This is a genomic window from Bradyrhizobium lablabi (genome assembly GCF_018129385.1).
Lineage (GTDB): Bacteria > Pseudomonadota > Alphaproteobacteria > Rhizobiales > Xanthobacteraceae > Bradyrhizobium > Bradyrhizobium lablabi_C.
This window is the reverse complement of sequence record NZ_JAFCLN010000021.1, coordinates 70,618-86,095: the sequence shown is the minus strand read 5'-3', so window position 1 is coordinate 86,095 and position 15,478 is coordinate 70,618. Positions and strand designations below refer to the sequence as shown.

Below are 15,478 nucleotides of genomic sequence, written 5' to 3'. Positions count from 1 at the left end.
GCATGCTCGGATATCTCCTTCGCCGCATTCTCGCCGCCATCCCCGTGATGGGCGTGGTCGCGCTGTTCGTGTTCCTGTTGCTGCGGCTGACGCCGGGCGATCCCGCCGCGATCCTCGCCGGCGACAACGCCACACCCGAGCAGCTCGATCGCATCCGCACCTCGCTCGGCCTCAACGAACCGCTGCACATCCAGTTCTTCACCTGGATCGGGAAGCTCCTCAGCGGCGATCTCGGCGTCTCCCTGATCTCGAACGTGCCGGTGCTGAAGATGATCAGCCAGCGCCTCGAGCCGTCGATCACCATCGCGCTCTCTACGATCATCCTCTCGATCCTGGTTGCGGTCCCGCTCGGCGTGATCGCGGCATGGAAGCACGGCACCTGGATCGATCGCTTTGTGATGGGCCTCTCCGTGATCGGCTTCTCGGTGCCGGTGTTCGTGATCGGCTATGTGCTGATCCAGGTCTTCGCCATCGATCTGCGCTGGTTCCCGGTGCAGGGATTCCGCACGCTGTGGAACGGCGTTGGTCCCTGGTTCGATCGGATCGTGCTGCCGACCTGCACCCTCTCCTTTATCTATGTCGCGCTGATCGCGCGCATGACGCGCGCATCGATGCTCGACGTGCTCGGGGAAGATTATGTGCGCACGGCGCGCGCCAAGGGCATCGCCGAGGGCGGCGTGCTGCTGCGCCATGCGCTACGCAATGCCGCGGTGCCCGTGATCACCGTGATCGGCACCGGCTTTGCGCTGCTGATCTCGGGCGTCGTCGTTACCGAGAGCGTGTTCAACCTGCCGGGCATCGGCCGCCTCACCGTCGATGCGGTGCTGGCGCGCGACTATCCGGTGATCCAGGCCATGATCCTGCTCACATCAGGCATCTATGTCGCCGTCAACCTGCTGATCGACCTCGCCTACACGCTGCTCGATCCCAGAATTCGTTATTGAGGTCCGGCAGCAATGGCGATCGAAACTCTTCCCGAACCGTCGATACCGATCACGACGCCGTTCCGGCCGCGCTTCGGATTTCTGACGGGCTCGCCCATCATTACGGTGGCGAGCATTTGCCTCGCGCTGATCATCGCGATGGCGATTCTGGCGCCGCTGCTGGCGCCGCATGATCCGATCAAGCTGGCGCCGGCGATGCGGCTGAAGCCTTCGAGCACGGAATTCTGGCTCGGCACCGACGCCTATGGCCGCGATCTCCTGTCACGCGTGATCTATGGCGCGCGCATTTCGCTGCTGATCGGCATCGGCGCGGCCATCTGCTCGATCAGCATCGGCCTGTTGATCGGCCTCGTCTCCGGCTTCTTCCGCTGGGTCGACGCCGTGATGATGCGGATCATGGACGGCCTGATGGCGATCCCCGCGATCCTGCTGGCGATCGCCGTGGTTTCGCTCTCCGGCGCCAGCCTGTGGACCGTGCTGGTTGCCATCACCATTCCGGAAATCCCGCGCGTGGCGCGGCTGGTGCGTTCGGTCGTGCTGTCGGCGCGCGAAGAGCCCTATGTGGAAGCCGCGATCTCGGTCGGCTCCAGCCTGCCAAAGATCATGATCCGGCACCTGATGCCGAACACGATCGCGCCGCTGATCGTCCAGGGTACCTATGTCTGCGCCTCCGCGATCCTCACTGAAGCGATCCTGTCCTTCCTCGGCGCCGGCATCAGCCCGGAGACGCCGACCTGGGGCAACATCATGGCCGAGGGCCGAGCCTTCTTCCAGGTCAAGCCGTCGCTGATCTTCTGGCCCGGCCTGATGCTGTCGATCGCGATTTTGAGCATTAACCTGATCGGCGATGCCGCGCGCGACGCGCTCGATCCCCGCATGAAGCAGCGGGAGGGGAAATGATGGCCTGTCACCATCATTGCGAGCGAAGCGAAGCAATCCAGCTTTGCCGCAGCAAGGAAGCTGGATTGCTTCGTCGCTTCGCTCCTCGCAATGACGGGCGGAGAGAGGCGTTGCCATGACTGACCTCGTCCTCGACATCAACAGTCTCGTCGTCGGCCTCAACAAGCACGGCACCGGCAAGCGCATCATCGACGGCGTCTCGTTGCAGGTGCGCAACGCCGAGACGCTGTGCGTAGTCGGCGAGAGCGGCTCGGGCAAGTCGGTCACCTCGCTCGCGGTGATGGGCCTGCTACAGAAAGGCGCGCTGGCCCCATCCGGCGGCAGCATCAAGCTGGTCGGCGAAGAGTTGCTCGGCGCCAGCGACCGGCGCTTGCGGCAACTCCGGGCCACCCGGATGGCGATGATCTTCCAGGAGCCGATGACGGCGCTCAATCCGGTGGTGCCGGTCGGCCGCCAGATCGACGAAGTCCTGCGCGTTCACACCGATCTCGATGCGCGCACACGGCGGCAGAAAATCCTGGCAATGATGGAGCACGTGCGGCTGCCCGACGTGGAGCGCATCTTCGCCTCCTACCCGCACCGCCTCTCCGGCGGCCAGCGCCAACGCATCATGATCGCAATGGCGCTGGTGCTGGAACCGAAACTCCTGATCGCGGACGAGCCGACCACCGCGCTCGACGTCACCACCCAGAAGCAGATCCTCACCCTGATCCGTGATCTGCAACGCGACCACGGCACCGCCGTGCTGTTCATCACCCACGACATGGGCGTGGTCGCGGAGATCGCCGACCGCGTCGCCGTGATGCGCAACGGCCAGTTGGTGGAGACCGGCGCGCTCGACACCATCCTGCGCACGCCGCAGATGGAATACACCCGCAACCTGCTCTCTTCCGTGCCCAGCCTCGTACCGCGTGCGCCGCGGCCAGAGACGAAGGAGCCGGTCGTCCTCGAAGCGAACGAACTCGCAAAGATCTATCGCGAGCGCTCCTTCCTCGGCAAAACCCGCGAGGTGGCCGCCGCCAAGGACGTGACGCTGACGCTGCGCAAGGGGCGCACACTCGGCATCGTCGGCGAAAGCGGCTCCGGCAAATCGACGGTGGCGCGCTGCATCGTCCGCCTGATCGATCCGACCTCCGGCGGCGTACGGCTGGCGGGGCGCGAAATCTCCGATCTGCCGCGCGGCCTGCTGCGGCCGCACCGCAAGAAAATCCAGATCATCTTCCAGGACCCCTATCGCTCGCTCAACCCGCGCGTCACCATCGGCGAAACCATCGCCGAAGGCCCGATCAATTACGGCATGCCGCGCAGCGAGGCGCTGGCGAAAGCGCGCGAACTGCTGGAACTGGTCGATCTGCCGCCGGATGCGATCTCGCGTTATCCGCACCAGTTCTCCGGCGGCCAGCGCCAGCGCATCGCCATCGCCCGCGCGCTCGCGCTCGATCCGGACGTGCTGGTCGCCGATGAAGCGGTCTCCGCGCTCGACGTCTCCGTGCAGGCGCAGGTGCTGGAACTGCTGGATGAAATTCAGAAGCGGCTCGGCATCGCGCTCTTATTCATCACCCATGACCTGCGCGTCGCCGCGCAAATCTGCGACGACGTTGCCGTGATGCAGCATGGAAAAATCGTCGAACAGGGACCGGCGGCGGAAGTGCTCACTCACCCCAAACAGGCCTATACCCGCGCCCTGCTGGATGCCGCCCCCGGCCGCGGCTGGGATTTTGCCAATTTCAGGCCTGTTTCAGTGGCTGCGGAATAGCTCTCTCCGTCATTGCGAGCGAAGCGAAGCAATCCAGCTTTCTTGTTGCGGCGAAGGAAGCTGGATTTTGCTTCGCTTCGCTCGCAATGACGAGAGGGCACCATGCAAAACGGAATTGCTCCGCGGCTTGCACTTCGCGCAGCGACCCGCTTAACGTCGTCGGCCACGGACCATGGCTGAGACCTTCAGATGACCCGCATCGCCGTCGGCGGCTTTCTGCACGAGACCAATACGTTCGCGCCGACCAAGGCGACCTATGCCGATTTCGTGCATGGCGGCGGCTGGCCCTCGATGACGCTGGGCGCCGACGTGCTCAAGGTAATGCGCAGGATCAATGTCGGCCTGGCAGGCTTTATCGAGGCCGCGGAAGCCAATAGCTGGGAACTGGTCCCGACGATCGCTTGCGGCGCCAGCCCCTGCGCGCATGTCACGGAGGATGCATTCGAGCGTATCGTCAAGGTGATGGTCGACGGCATTGCCAATGCGGGAAAGCTCGATGCCGTCTATCTCGACCTGCATGGTGCGATGGTCACCGAACATCTCGACGACGGCGAAGGCGAAATCCTCGCGCGCGTGCGCAAGGTGATTGGTCCGGACGTGCCGCTGGTCGCGAGCCTCGATCTGCACGCCAACGTCACGCCGGAAATGGTCGAGCATGCCGATGCGCTGATCGCCTACCGTACCTATCCGCATGTCGACATGGCCGACACCGGCCGCGCCGGCGCAAAACATCTCGCGCTGATGCTGAAGACGAAGCAGCGTTTTGCAAAGGCGTTCCGGCAATTGCCGTTCCTGATTCCGATCAGTTGGCAGTGCACCAACGACCAGCCGACCAAATCGATCTACGAAAAGCTCGCCGCACTCGAGAGCGACAGCGTGCCGACACTGTCCTTTGCGCCGGGCTTTCCCGCCGCCGATTTCAGGGATTGTGGACCGAGCGTGTTCGCCTATGGCAAGACACAGGCCGATGCCGACGCGGCGGCCGACAGGATTGCTGCGATCATCGAGGGCCACGAGGACGATTTCGACGGCCGCATCTATTCGCCTGACGACGGCGTACGCCACGCGATGGAATTGGCGAAGACCGCAAGCAAGCCGATTGTCATTGCCGATACCCAGGACAATCCCGGCGCCGGCGGCGATTCCGACACCACAGGCATGCTGCGCGCCCTGGTGCGCAACAAGGCGAGTCGCGCCGCAACAGGCGTGATCTACGACCCGCAATCGGCGAAGGCCGCCCATACCGCCGGCGTTGGCGCCATCGTGACGCTGGCGCTGGGCGGCAAGTCCGGCATATCAGGCGATGCGCCCTACAAGGAAAGCTTTGTCGTCGAAAAGCTGTCGGACGGAAAGTTTGTGGCCCCCGGCCCCTATTACGGCGGCCGTGACATGGACATGGGGCCGTCGGCCTGCCTTCGCATCGGTGATATCAGAGTCGTCGTGAGCTCGCACAAGGCGCAGCTCGCCGATCAGGCGATGTACCGCTATGTCGGCATCGAGCCGACTGAGCAAAAAATCCTCGTCAACAAGAGCTCCGTGCATTTCCGCGCCGATTTCGAGCCGATCGCTGAAACACTCCTGATCTGCGCCGCGCCCGGCGCAATGCCGGCCGACACCGCCGATCTGCCCTGGACGCGGCTGCGTCCCGGCATTCGCATCAAGCCGAACGGCCCCGCCTTCAACCCTTCGACCAAGTCACGCTCAACGGGATAGAAACGAATGCCCAATATCGAACGCATCGACGGCTTTGCCGACGAACTCACCGCGATCCGGCGGGATCTGCACGCCCATCCCGAGATCGGCTTCGAGGAGGTGCGCACATCCGGCATCGTCGCCGAAAAGCTGAAGGGCTGGGGCATCGAGGTGCATCGCGGCCTCGGCGGTACCGGCGTGGTCGGCGTGCTCAAGGGCAAGGGCAGCGGCAACAAGCGCATCGGGCTGCGCGCCGACATGGACGCGCTGCCGATGGAGGAAAACACCAATCTGCGCTGGCGCTCGACCATTCCTGGCCGCTTTCACGGCTGTGGCCATGACGGCCACACCACCATGCTGCTCGGCACCGCGCGTTACCTCGCCGAAACCCGCAATTTCGACGGCACGGTGCATTTCATCTTCCAGCCGGCCGAGGAAGGTCTCGGCGGCGCCCGCGCCATGATCAAGGACGGGCTGTTCGAAAAATTTCCCTGCGACGAGGTCTACGGGCTGCACAATGCGCCCGATCTCAATCACGGCGAGATCGCCATCCTGCCTGGCCCCGCGATGGCCGGCGCCGATTTCTTCGACATCGTGATCGACGGCTATGGCGCGCATGGCGCGATGCCGGAACGCTCCAAGGACCCCGTTATCATCGCCGCCGCGCTGACGCAGTCGCTCCAGACCATCGTCAGCCGCAATGTCGATCCGCTACAGGCGGCGGTGCTGTCGATCACCCAGCTCCACGCCGGCTCCGCCTATAACGTCATTCCGGGCGAAGCAAAGCTCTGCGGCACCGTGCGCGCCTTCTCCGATGAGGTGCGTGCGCTGATCCGCGAGCGGATGCGCGCACTCTGCGCCGGCATGGCGGCGGCCTACCAGGTCGAGATATCCGTCGACATCCGCGACATCTTCAGCGTGCTGGTCAACCAGGAAGAACAGTCGCGCGTGGTCGAACAGGTGGCCAGAACCGTGGTCGATCCGGCAAAGGTCTTTACGCGCGCGCAGCCCAAGATGGGCAGCGAGGATTTTGCCGACATGATGATGGCGGTGCCCGGTGCCTATTTCTGGATCGGCCATGACGGCTCGGTGCCCGTGCACAATCCCGGCTATGTCCTCGACGACAAGATTTTGCCCGTTGGGGCAAGCATGTTCGCCCGCATTATCGAAACCCGGCTTCCGGCAGGTGCCCATGCATAAGATCGAAACCGACGATGCCGTCACCTCACTGCACGACCTTTCCGCCACCGACCTGATTGCCGGCTATCGCGCCAAGCAATTCACGCCGTCCGAAGTGCTGGAGGACGTGCTGTCGCATATCGAAGTGTGGGAGCCGCACATCAAGGCGCTCTACCTCTTCGACCCAGATGGCGCGCGCAAGGCGGCAAAGTCCTCGACCGAACGCTGGGACAAGGGCGAGCCGCACGGCACGCTCGACGGCGTACCGGTCACCATCAAGGACAATATCGCCACCAAGGGCCAGCCATCGCCGCTCGGTACCGCCAGCCTGCCGCTGATCCCGGCCGAGCGCGATGCGCCGCCGGTGGCGCGCCTGCGCGAATCCGGCGCGGTGATCTTCTCCAAAACGACGATGCCGGATTACGGCATGCTGTCGTCGGGCCTGTCGAGCTTCCACCCCCTCACCCGCAATCCCTGGGATCTGGCCAAGAACCCCGGCGGCTCCTCCTCCGGCGCGGGCGCCGCAGGCGCGGCCGGCTACGGCCCGCTGCATCTCGGCACCGATATCGGCGGCTCGGTCCGGCTGCCGGCGAACTGGTGCGGCCTTGTCGCGCTCAAACCGAGCCTCGGCCGCATCCCGATCGATCCGCCCTATGTCGGCCGCGTCGCGGGTCCGATGACGCGCACGGTGGACGACGCCGCGCTGATGATGAGCGTGCTGTCAAAGCCCGACCGCCGCGACGGCATGAGCCTGCCTGCCCATGACATCAACTGGAAGGTTTTGGAAAAGTCCCCGCGAAAACTGCGGCTCGGCCTGATGCTCGATCTCGGCGTCGGACAGGCGCTGGAAAAGCCGGTGCGCGAAGTCGCGGTCAAGGCTGCGAAAGCGTTCGAAGCCGCCGGCGCTGTCGTCACCGAAATCGACGGCTTCCTGACGCGCGAAATGCTGGAGGGCCTCGATAATTTCTGGCGCGCGCGCATGTGGGGCGAGCTCTTGAAACTGTCCGAGCAGGAACGCGCGAAAACGCTGCCCTATATCTATCAGTGGGGCGAAGCCGGCGCAAAGCTCTCCGGCGTCGATGTCGTCAACGGCTTCAACCAGACCATGGCGATCCGCGCGGCGGCAGCAAAGCTGTTCTGCGAGCTCGATTACGTAATCTCGCCGGTGTCGCCGGTGGTGAACTTTCCCGCCGAATTCGCCGCACCGCTCAACGACCCCGCAAAGCCGTTCGAGCACATCTGCTACACCGTGCCCTGGAACATGTCGGAGAATCCCGCCCTCAGCATCAATGGCGGCTACGACAAGAACGGTTTTCCGATCGGCGTGCAGATCATCGGCCGCCGCTTCGACGACATCGGCGTGCTCGGCATGGCCAAGGCATTTGAAGGCCTGCGCGGGACGCAGAAGCCGTGGCCAAGTCCGCCGACGAAGTAGCGTGTAAGCGCAAGTCACGGCGACCAAGCACAGTCGTCATGCGCGGGCTCGACCCGCGCATCCATCTTCTTCATAAGAAAGGGATGGATTGCCGGGTCAAGCCCGGCAATGACGCGCAAAAATGAAGGAAACGCCATGGCGTATGAGACGATCAAATACGAGGTCGCCGAAAACATCCTCACCATCACGCTGAACCGGCCGGAAAAGCTCAACGCCTTCACTGGCCAGATGCAGCAGGAGCTGATCGCCGCGTTCGATGCCGCCGACGCGGATGACAACATCCGCGCCATTATCGTCACCGGCGAAGGCCGCGCCTTCTGCGCCGGCGCCGACCTCTCCTCCGGCGCTAACACCTTCGACCGCGACGCCCGACGCGGGCCGGTCAAGCGTCTCGCCAGCGGCGCGGTCGATTACAGCGATCCGAAAGTGCGCGACGGCGGCGGCCAGGTGACCTTGCGCATTTTCAAATCGCTCAAGCCCGTGATCGCGGCGGTGAACGGGCCTGCCGTGGGCATCGGCGTCACCATGCAGCTCGCGATGGACATCCGCATCGCCTCGGAAGCTGCGCGCTTCGGCTTTGTGTTCTCCCAGCGCGGCATCGTGCCGGAAGCCGCCTCGAGCTGGTTTTTGCCGCGCATCGTCGGCATCTCGCAAGCATTGGAGTGGTGCTACGCCGGCCGTGTCTTCCCCGCGCAGGAAGCGCTGGCCGGCCGCCTCGTCAGCAAGGTGGTGCCGCCGGACGACCTGCTCCCCACCGCCCGCGCGCTGGCAAAGGAGATCGCGGCAAAGACCGCGCCGGTATCGGTGGCGCTGATCCGCCAGATGATGTGGCGCATGCTGGGCGCCGACGATCCGATGGAAGCCCACAAGGTCGACAGCCGCGGCATCTACGCCCGCGGCCGCTCGGATGACGTCAAGGAAGGCGTCGTCTCGTTCCTGGAGAAGCGCCCGGCGCAATTCAAGAACAAGGTGTCCAGCGACATGCCGGATTACTTTCCGTGGTGGGACGAGCGGGATTATAAATAGGGCGACAGCGACGGTGTCATCGCTCCGGCGCGGCTTCACGCGCCCGGATCGGCCAGCATTTCGTCAAGCCGCTCGGTGCAGGTCGCGGGACCTAGCACACGCGGCAATATCCCCAGGATGCGCAACAGCTGCCGACAGCACAGCCGACTGCGCAGGCACGGACCGCACAGCCACGAACCGCGCAGCCACGGCAGGCACGGACGGCGCAGCCACGGCAGCCACGGGCCGCACAGCCACGGCAGCCGCGGGCCGCGCAGCCACGGCCGCACCCGCGGGCTGCCAGCTGCACGCCGCTGCCAAGGCTTTCCTTATCGAAGAGATGGAACGTGGCGAGACTGACGTCGGCCATTTCCTCTTCGCTAAGAATAAAGCGCTGGTTGGGCGAGGTATTGTCAGATGGCGCGATATCAGCAGCGGGCACCGCGGACGCTGATGCGTTACCCAGCAGCGAAAAACTCAGGCCGGTGGCACCCAGGACCGTTACGGCTGCGGCCTGGGTTGTGCGCTTCTGCTTCGAAGCTTTCTTGACCAGAGGCATGGTCTGCATCCTCCGTTCTTATGGTAGCGCTGGAGGTGGCGAGTGTGCGCTCAGAAAATCGGGGACGCAAGGGTTGCCTGTGCGACAAGTTGCAACCGATCCCGTCGAGTTCCCCATTCATCTTCATGAACGAGATCGACCCTAGAGCGGGATGACTTTTCTTCGAATCGTCATCCCGCTCTGTCTTTTTGTTTGAGCATGATCTCCGCGCAAACGCTTCGCGTTTGTCGCAGGGAAAACCGGTGTCCACTTTGCGCTGACGCGGCCCTGCGGGTCCGGATCATGCCCTAGCCGCTTTGGTTGAGCGGAATCCTGTTTCTCGTGGCTGCGGCGGGGATCAATCCATCACCAGCGCCACGCGGCCGATCGCCTTGCGCTCGATCAACAGCCGCATCGCCTTCGCGTAGTCCTGAAGCGGCAGGCGGTGCGATACGTTCGGCAGCAGCTTCCCGGCCTCCGCCCATTCCAAAAGCCGCTTGATCCTCACTTCACCCAGCGCCGGATTCTTCCGCACCGCCTCCCCGGCCCGTACGCCCAGCACGCTCGCGCCCTTGATCAGCAGCAGATTGGTCTTCGCCGATCCAATGCCGCCGGTGAAACCGATCACCAACAGCCGCGCACCCCAGTTGATGCAGCGCATCGAGTTCTCGAACACCTCGCCGCCGACCGGATCGAACACGACATCCGCACCGCGGCCGTCGGTGATGCGCCTTACGGCGTCGCGGAACGGCTCCTTGTCGTACCGCACGAGATGATCGGCGCCGCGCGATCTTGCGATCTCGAGCTTCTCGTCGCTCGAAGCGGTCGCAATGACAGTGGCGCCAAGCAGCTTGCCCATCTCGACCGCGGCAAGGCCGACGCCGCCACCCGCGCCGTGCACCAGCAGCACTTCGCCGGGCCGGACCTGCCCGCGATCGATGAGCGCGTGATAGGCGGTGCCATGCGCCGCGAGGAAGGTCGCCGCTTCCGCATAGTCGTAAGTGGACGGCATCGGCGTGAGCTGCGCCGGCGTCACCACCGCTTCCTCGCAAAACGCGCCATGGCGCATCTTCACAATCATCCTGGCGCCAACCGCAACGCCGCTCACCGCGCTATCTACCTCCACCACCTCGCCCGCCGCCTCCATGCCGGGCGTGAACGGCAGCGGCGGCTTGAGCTGGTATTCGCCCGCGGCCATCAGCACATCGGGAAAATTCAGCCCGGCGGCGCGGATGGCGACGCGGACTTCGCCCGGCCCCAGCGGTGGGGAGGCAATTTCTTCCAGCCGCAAATTCTCGGGCGGCCCGAGCTCACGGCAGACGACGATTTTTGGCATCAGGCCGCCTTCGCTTGCAGGCGCAGGATCGCTTCGCGGATCAGCGGCATGCGGTCGTTGCCGAAATACATGTCGGTCTTGTTGACAAAGATCGTGGGCGAACCGAAGCCGCCGCGCGCGATCACCTCATCCGTATTGGCCTTGAGCTGGTCCTTGATCGCCTGCTCGCCTATCCCGGCAAAGAATTTATCCGTGTTGACGCCGACGCGCTGGCACAGTTCGCCGAGCACGCTGTCCTTTGAGATGTCCTTGTCCTCGCCCCAATACGCCTCGAACACCGCGCGCGCGAACGGCACCATGTCCTTGTTGCCGAGCCAGATGCAGCCGCGCATTGCCTTGACGCTGTTCACCGGAAACACTGTCGGCGGCATCTTGATCGCCAGCCCCGCCGAGCGCGCCCAGTCCTCCAGGTCCTTCTTCATGTACCGCGCCTTCAGCGGCACCGGCGTCTCGCGCGAGGCATAGACGCTGGGGTTGACGGTGTTGAAGATACCGCCGACCAGGATCGGCCGCCAGGCGATCTCGACGCCTAGTTCTTTCGCCAGCGGCTGGATGTTGTGGAAGGCGAGATAGGTCCAGGGGCTGGAGCAGTCGAAAAAAAATTCGATCATGTGGGGTTTCCTCTAGTTGATTTTGTCCCGCCTCCCTCCACCGTCATTGCGAGGAGCGAAGCGACGAAGCAATCCATCTTTCTTGTCGCCGCGAAAGGAAGCTGGATTGCTTCGCTTCGCTCGCAATGACGATGTGAGAACAGCTAGCCCTTTCCCAGCACTTCCTTGGCCATTTTTCCGAACATGACTTTCCGCGCCTCCTCGTCGAACGGCTCCTTCACGAATTTGCCGATCGCAAGCCCCGCCTGCACCTGCGGTCTGGCGCGCACCGCCGCGTACCAGCGCTTCACATTGGGATAATCGTCGAGTGTAAAGCCCTGCGCCTTGTGGGTCATCGTCCACGGAAAGCAGGCGATGTCGGCGACCGAATATTCATCGCCCGCAACATAGGCCCCGGTCTTGCCGAGCTGCCGGTCGAGCACGCCGTAGAGCCGCGCCGCCTCGTCGCGGTAGCGTTCGATGGCGTAGGGAATTTTTTCCGCGGCATAGAGTGCAAAGTGGCCGTGCTGGCCGAGCATCGGCCCGAGCCCGCCCATCTGCCACATCACCCATTGCACGGTCCGCGAACGGCGGCGCATATCAGTGGGCAAGAAGCGCCCGGTCTTCTCAGCCAGATAAATCAGGATGGCGCCGGTCTCGAACACCGAAAACGGCGTCCCGCCATCGGCCGGCGCATGATCGACGATCGCGGGAATGCGGTTGTTCGGGCTGATAGCCAGAAACTCCGGGCGAAACTGCTCGCCGGCGCGAATGTTGACCGGGATCACCCGATAGGGAAGCCCGAGTTCCTCCAGCATGATCGAGATTTTCCAGCCATTCGGCGTCGGCGCGTAATGCAGGTCGATCATGCTCCTCCTTTGGCTCCCTTTGCCCACTCGCCGGCCGCCGGTGGGACTTTCGTTGTTCTGTACCTCGACCATAAGACATGGCAGACAGGCGCTCAATCACAACCAGATCACGCCATCCGGGAGGCTCCCATGCTGTTTCCAACCACCATCGCGGGCTCGCTGCCGAAGCCGGAATGGCTGGCCGAGCCGAACATGCTCTGGGCACCCTGGAAGGCCAAGGGCGACGAGCTCGCGCGCGCCAAGCGCGACGCCACGCTGCTGGTGGTGAAGATGCAGGAAGACGCCGGCATCGACATCCTCACCGAGGGCGAGCAGGCGCGGCAGCATTTTGTGCACGGCTTTCTGGAAAAGGTCGACGGCATCGATTTCGCCCACAAGGTCGAGATGGGCATCCGAAAAGACCGCTACAAGGCGATGGTGCCGCAGGTGGTGGCGCCGCTGACGTTGAAGGGCCGCGTCCATGCCGACGAGGCGCGCGTCGCACGCACCCATACCGCGCGAAAACTCAAATTCACCCTGCCCGGCCCGATGACCATCATCGATACGCTCGCCGACAGTCACTATGGCGACCGGGTCAAGATGGCCTTCGCTTTTGCCGAACTGCTGAACGAGGAAGCCAGGGCGCTGGAGGCCGACGGCATCGACATGATCCAGTTCGACGAGCCGGCCTTCAACGTCTTCATGGACGAGGTACCGGTCTGGGGCATCCAGGCGCTGGAGCGCGCGGCGCAAGGCCTGAAATGCGCCACTGCCGTACACATCTGCTACGGCTACGGCATCAAGGCCAACGTCGACTGGAAGCAAACACTCGGCGGCGAATGGCGGCAATACGAAGAGATCTTTCCGGCGATCGCCAAAAGCTCGATCCAGCAGGTCGCGATCGAATGCCGCAATTCAAAGGTGCCGCTCGACCTGCTCGCACTGCTGAAGGGCAAGAAGATCCAGGCCGGCGTGATCGATGTCGCCAGCGACACGGTCGAAACGGCCGAAGAGGTCTGCAAGGTGATCGACGACGTCTCGAAATTCGTCGCCCGCAGCGACATCATCGCGACCACCAATTGCGGCATGGCGCCGATGCGGCGGGATATTGCGGAAGCAAAGCTGGTCGCGCTTGGGGCTGGCGCAAAGCTGGCGCGGCAGCGGTTCGGGTGAGGTCTACGTCATGGCGCTCGGATGCAGCACCGGACTATATCCCGCAGCCAATGCCCGCAACGTCGAAGGCGGCGTCAGCAGCATGCCGCCCCAGATCGCGGTTGGCCCTTCCTGATAGCCGGATGGCGACCATGTTAGCGCCCGCCCCCGCACCACCAGGTGGCTCTGCGCGCCTTCCCCGAGCATCGCGCCATCAGGCAATTCCCGAAGCGGCACCTCCAGCGGGTACAGCCGCTTCTTGCCGCGCAGCAATCGCTCACGATGAAGCACGGCATCGATGTCGCGCGCCAGCACGCGGCTGACGCCATTGCCCTCCTCCCAGCAATCGCGAAACCGGTTGGCGTCCTCGCGCCGGCAATAGAAGCAGGGGCGATGCCCCGCCGCGAGCGCGGTGGCTTCATCGAGGAAGAACAGTTCGGTCCAGCTTCGCCCGCCCATCACCTTGCGACGCTTGCCCTTGTATTCGCACAGGCACACCAGCCAGGCCGGGCTCGACCAGCGCTTGTTGAGCAAGGTCTTTGTCGCGGGGTCGTGGATGATGCCGCGGTTGCCGGTGAACAGCCCGCGATGCGGGGTGGCGACGATGTCGCCGAAAGGGGTGACGCGGTTTTGCAGGGGCATGGGCCGCGCCATCCCCGTCATTGCGAGGAGCGAAGCGACGAAGCAATCCATCTTTCCTGTGGCGCCATGGATTGCTTCGCTTCGCTCGCAATGACGGCCATCTCGCTACCTCCCGCCCCGCAGCGGCGGCTGATACGACAGCGCGGTGTCCCATGGAAAATGAATCCAGGTGTCCTGCGACACCTCGGTGATGTAGGTGTCCACCAGCGGCCGTCCCAGCGGCTTGGCGTAGACGGTGGCAAAATGCGCATCCGGCATCAAAGCGCGCACCAGCCGCCCGGTCTTGCCGGTATCGACGAGGTCGTCGACGATCAACAGCCCCTTGCCGGTGCCGCCGCCGAGCTTTGCCACGTCCTCCGAGACACCCTTGAGGACTTGCAGGTCGCCCTGCTTGGTATGGTCGTAGCTGGCAATGCACACGGTATCGATGGTGCGAAGCCCAAGCTCGCGCGCAACGATCGCGGCCGGCACCAGCCCGCCGCGCGTGATCGCAACCACGGCATGGAACGGGCCGATCTCGGCGAGCCGCCAGGTCAGCGCGCGGCAATCCCGGTGAAATTGATCCCAGGAAACCGGAAACGGTTTGCCGGCGGAAGGCTCGGTCGTTCTGTCCACGATGCTGTTTCCGTTTCGACTGGATCCTCTACCGCTGCACTTGCAGACCGGCGAGCATCTCTTTCACCGCATTCATCGCGGCGGCAAGCTTGTCCGGATCGCGCGAGCGGACGACGAGATTGGTGTTCGGCTGCTTGTTCTCGTCCTGGAACGGATAGCTGCCGATGATGGTGTCGGGATGGGCAATGGCGATGTCCCGCAACGGTCCGCCGATGTCGCCCTCCCGCGCATTGGCCCGCACCGAGTCCGACAGCATCCGCACGCCCGATTTCAGCTTCGGTGCCACGATGTCCATCATCGCCTGCATGATCGAGGGGATGCCGGCCATCGTGATGACGTTGTCGAGCTTGAAGCCCGGCGCCAGAATGGTCGCGCTCTGGATCAGCTCGGCGCCATCAGGGACGCGCGCCATGCGCAGCCGCGCCTCGTTGAGATCCTGCTCGCTCCAGCGCTCGCGGAAGCGCGCCACCACTTCGGGATGATGGTGGATGTCGACGCCGAACGCCTTGGCCACGCTGTCGGCCGTGATGTCGTCATGGGTCGGCCCGATGCCGCCCGTCGTAAAGACATAAGTGTAGCGCTTGCGCAGCGCGTTCAGCGCATCGACGATGTCGGCCTCGTCATCGGCGACGATGCGGACTTCCTTCAGGTCGATGCCGATATTGGTCAGGTACTCGGCGATGAAGCCGATGTTCTTGTCCTTGGTCCGGCCGGACAGGATCTCGTCGCCGATCACCAATATGCCCGCCGTAACGATCTCGCTCATCATTCCACCTCGTAACCCGTCCATTTTACTTTGCCGGGCCAACGCCTTGAAGTCACGGGGTTTTGCTGCCGAAACAGGCA

14 protein-coding genes are annotated in these 15,478 nt (G+C 64.0%); 8 read left to right on the top strand and 6 right to left on the bottom strand.

The annotated features are described in order from the left end of the window. Positions 1-2: 2 nt before the first annotated feature. The 7 genes from JQ628_RS29080 to JQ628_RS29050 all read left to right on the top strand — a co-directional run bounded on the left by JQ628_RS29080 (position 3) and on the right by JQ628_RS29050 (position 8,932). Entirely contained in the window at positions 3-944 is a 942-nt protein-coding gene (locus JQ628_RS29080) for an ABC transporter permease (protein ID WP_212228403.1), read from the top strand. A 12-nt stretch (positions 945-956) separates the two neighbouring features. Further along, positions 957-1,844: an ABC transporter permease gene (locus JQ628_RS29075; RefSeq protein WP_212228401.1), complete on the top strand. Its 888-nt coding sequence runs from the start codon at positions 957-959 to the stop codon at positions 1,842-1,844. 115 nt (positions 1,845-1,959) lie between these two features. Beyond that, positions 1,960-3,600 carry an ABC transporter ATP-binding protein gene (locus JQ628_RS29070; RefSeq protein ID WP_212228400.1) on the top strand — a complete coding sequence of 547 codons (1,641 nt, stop codon included), beginning with the start codon at positions 1,960-1,962 and terminating at the stop codon, positions 3,598-3,600. Positions 3,601-3,789: 189 nt separating this feature from the next. Next, a complete protein-coding gene (locus tag JQ628_RS29065; RefSeq protein WP_212228392.1) occupies positions 3,790-5,313 on the top strand; it encodes a M81 family metallopeptidase in 1,524 nt (507 codons plus the stop codon). Positions 5,314-5,319: 6 nt separating this feature from the next. Continuing rightward, positions 5,320-6,492 (top strand): M20 aminoacylase family protein, encoded by a 1,173-nt coding sequence (locus tag JQ628_RS29060; protein WP_212228390.1) that lies wholly within the window; start codon positions 5,320-5,322, stop codon positions 6,490-6,492. Then, the gene (locus JQ628_RS29055) at positions 6,485-7,906 is read left to right on the top strand and encodes an amidase (protein ID WP_212228388.1); all 1,422 of its coding nucleotides are present in this window, start codon (positions 6,485-6,487) and stop codon (positions 7,904-7,906) included. The genes JQ628_RS29060 and JQ628_RS29055 overlap by 8 nt, the downstream gene beginning before the upstream one ends. Before the next feature lie 135 nt (positions 7,907-8,041). Continuing rightward, a complete protein-coding gene (locus JQ628_RS29050; RefSeq protein ID WP_212228386.1) occupies positions 8,042-8,932 on the top strand; it encodes a crotonase/enoyl-CoA hydratase family protein in 891 nt (296 codons plus the stop codon). 875 nt (positions 8,933-9,807) lie between these two features. On the opposite strand, the gene JQ628_RS29045 is transcribed toward JQ628_RS29050, so the two are convergent. The 3 genes from JQ628_RS29045 to JQ628_RS29035 form a co-directional block, all read right to left on the bottom strand. After that, a complete protein-coding gene (locus tag JQ628_RS29045; protein ID WP_212228384.1) occupies positions 9,808-10,785 on the bottom strand; it encodes an NADPH:quinone oxidoreductase family protein in 978 nt (325 codons plus the stop codon). Beyond that, a complete protein-coding gene (locus JQ628_RS29040) occupies positions 10,785-11,396 on the bottom strand; it encodes a 2-hydroxychromene-2-carboxylate isomerase (protein ID WP_212228382.1) in 612 nt (203 codons plus the stop codon). Before JQ628_RS29040 ends, JQ628_RS29045 begins: the two co-directional genes overlap by 1 nt. A gap of 143 nt (positions 11,397-11,539) precedes the next feature. Further along, positions 11,540-12,244 (bottom strand): glutathione binding-like protein, encoded by a 705-nt coding sequence (locus tag JQ628_RS29035; protein WP_212228380.1) that lies wholly within the window; start codon positions 12,242-12,244, stop codon positions 11,540-11,542. A gap of 129 nt (positions 12,245-12,373) precedes the next feature. On the opposite strand from JQ628_RS29035, the gene JQ628_RS29030 reads away from it, so the two are divergent. Further along, entirely contained in the window at positions 12,374-13,396 is a 1,023-nt protein-coding gene (locus JQ628_RS29030) for a methionine synthase (protein WP_212228378.1), read from the top strand. 3 nt (positions 13,397-13,399) lie between these two features. Here JQ628_RS29030 and JQ628_RS29025 read toward each other — a convergent pair whose 3' ends face one another. The 3 genes from JQ628_RS29025 to JQ628_RS29015 form a co-directional block, all read right to left on the bottom strand. Beyond that, on the bottom strand, positions 13,400-14,017 hold the full coding sequence (locus JQ628_RS29025; protein WP_212228376.1) for a hypothetical protein: 618 nt from the start codon (positions 14,015-14,017) through the stop codon (positions 13,400-13,402). Between the two features lie 105 nt (positions 14,018-14,122). Next, positions 14,123-14,635, bottom strand: coding sequence for a xanthine phosphoribosyltransferase (gene gpt, locus JQ628_RS29020; RefSeq protein WP_212228501.1), 513 nt, complete (start codon positions 14,633-14,635; stop codon positions 14,123-14,125). 25 nt (positions 14,636-14,660) lie between these two features. Then, entirely contained in the window at positions 14,661-15,398 is a 738-nt protein-coding gene (locus JQ628_RS29015) for a competence/damage-inducible protein A (protein ID WP_212228374.1), read from the bottom strand. Positions 15,399-15,478: the final 80 nt, after the last annotated feature.

Bases quoted from the DNA above. Each gene is read 5' to 3' on its own strand.
- JQ628_RS29035 (WP_212228380.1), bottom strand. From the start codon at position 12,244: ATGATCGACCTGCATTACGCGCCGACGCCGAATGGCTGGAAAATCTCG.
- JQ628_RS29080 (WP_212228403.1), top strand. From the start codon at position 3: ATGCTCGGATATCTCCTTCGCCGCATTCTCGCCGCCATCCCCGTGATG.
- JQ628_RS29040 (WP_212228382.1), bottom strand. From the start codon at position 11,396: ATGATCGAATTTTTTTTCGACTGCTCCAGCCCCTGGACCTATCTCGCC.
- JQ628_RS29060 (WP_212228390.1), top strand. From the start codon at position 5,320: ATGCCCAATATCGAACGCATCGACGGCTTTGCCGACGAACTCACCGCG.
- JQ628_RS29045 (WP_212228384.1), bottom strand. From the start codon at position 10,785: ATGCCAAAAATCGTCGTCTGCCGTGAGCTCGGGCCGCCCGAGAATTTG.
- JQ628_RS29015 (WP_212228374.1), bottom strand. From the start codon at position 15,398: ATGAGCGAGATCGTTACGGCGGGCATATTGGTGATCGGCGACGAGATC.
- JQ628_RS29065 (WP_212228392.1), top strand. From the start codon at position 3,790: ATGACCCGCATCGCCGTCGGCGGCTTTCTGCACGAGACCAATACGTTC.
- JQ628_RS29030 (WP_212228378.1), top strand. From the start codon at position 12,374: ATGCTGTTTCCAACCACCATCGCGGGCTCGCTGCCGAAGCCGGAATGG.
- JQ628_RS29025 (WP_212228376.1), bottom strand. From the start codon at position 14,017: ATGCCCCTGCAAAACCGCGTCACCCCTTTCGGCGACATCGTCGCCACC.
- JQ628_RS29075 (WP_212228401.1), top strand. From the start codon at position 957: ATGGCGATCGAAACTCTTCCCGAACCGTCGATACCGATCACGACGCCG.
- JQ628_RS29050 (WP_212228386.1), top strand. From the start codon at position 8,042: ATGGCGTATGAGACGATCAAATACGAGGTCGCCGAAAACATCCTCACC.
- JQ628_RS29055 (WP_212228388.1), top strand. From the start codon at position 6,485: ATGCATAAGATCGAAACCGACGATGCCGTCACCTCACTGCACGACCTT.
- JQ628_RS29070 (WP_212228400.1), top strand. From the start codon at position 1,960: ATGACTGACCTCGTCCTCGACATCAACAGTCTCGTCGTCGGCCTCAAC.